Raw genomic sequence first — 810 nt, forward strand, 5'->3', positions numbered from 1 at the left:
ACAGGCTCCACCGCCTACTCGCTGAGTTGCGGCGGACCTATCATCATGCCGGGTATGACAACTTTGTTATCACCCCTATCTCTCCGCATAACCTCAATGTCCGTCCTATCGTTGTCTCTTCCGACATGCAGCTTTCCCTAAAAATCGAAAGCCGTACAGAAAAATTTATCCTCAGCTGTGACTCCAAAAGCGAAACCTTGTCCACTGATGTTCAGCTGACCATATGCAAGGCTCCTTTCGAAATCAACCTTATACAGCTTAAAGATGACAGTTATTTCGGTATATTACGCGAAAAGCTACTGTGGGGAATAGATGTGAGAAACTATTGATATAGTTTTGTGTAGTTCCTCGTTACAGATATTCCATAAAATTTTATCTTTACAATCAAATTGGACCGGCATTGCGAAACGTTAGATTTCTCATACTAACCTGTATAACCTTACTGTCGTGGCATTGCTATGCCCAACGATACGAGGTAGGTATTGCCGGTATGGGAACAGGATACATGGGAGACATAAACCCACAAAACACACTCTATGTCAAAGTCTCTATCCTGTCCTTGAAGATGCAGGTAGTTGACACTCAGACGTGCCCCCCAAGTACGGACTGAAGTTATATTTGCTGAATATTCCTCCTCCTAAGCTTTTGATTATAGAGTGTGTTTTGTGGGTTTATGTCTCCCATGTATCCTGTTCCCATACCGGCAATACCTACCTCGTATCGTTGGGCATAGCAATGCCACGACAGTAAGGTTATACAGGTTAGTATGAGAAATCTAACGTTTCGCAATGCCGGTCCAATTTGATTGTA

General features: G+C 43.2%; 3 protein-coding genes and 1 pseudogene. 3 read left to right on the forward strand and 1 reads right to left on the reverse strand.

The genetic code is table 11. From position 1 onward, the window contains the following. Window positions 1–21: 21 nt before the first annotated feature. From SD31_RS19975 to SD31_RS16510, 3 genes are all read left to right on the forward strand, one after another. Window positions 22–141 (forward strand): hypothetical protein, encoded by a 120-nt coding sequence (locus SD31_RS19975; RefSeq protein WP_262506549.1) that lies wholly within the window; start codon window positions 22–24, stop codon window positions 139–141. Then, complete coding sequence (locus SD31_RS05965) at window positions 108–329, forward strand: hypothetical protein (RefSeq protein WP_262506550.1); 222 nt, start codon at window positions 108–110, stop codon at window positions 327–329. The genes SD31_RS19975 and SD31_RS05965 overlap by 34 nt, the downstream gene beginning before the upstream one ends. A gap of 71 nt (window positions 330–400) precedes the next feature. After that, entirely contained in the window at window positions 401–610 is a 210-nt protein-coding gene (locus tag SD31_RS16510; protein WP_156138231.1) for a hypothetical protein, read from the forward strand. Window positions 611–612: 2 nt separating this feature from the next. Here SD31_RS16510 and SD31_RS17160 read toward each other — a convergent pair. Continuing rightward, window positions 613–810: pseudogene (locus SD31_RS17160) on the reverse strand (hypothetical protein); the annotation flags it as partial.

The organism is Sphingobacterium sp. T2 (assembly GCF_000814685.1).
Taxonomy (GTDB): Bacteria; Bacteroidota; Bacteroidia; order Sphingobacteriales; family Sphingobacteriaceae; genus Sphingobacterium; species Sphingobacterium thermophilum.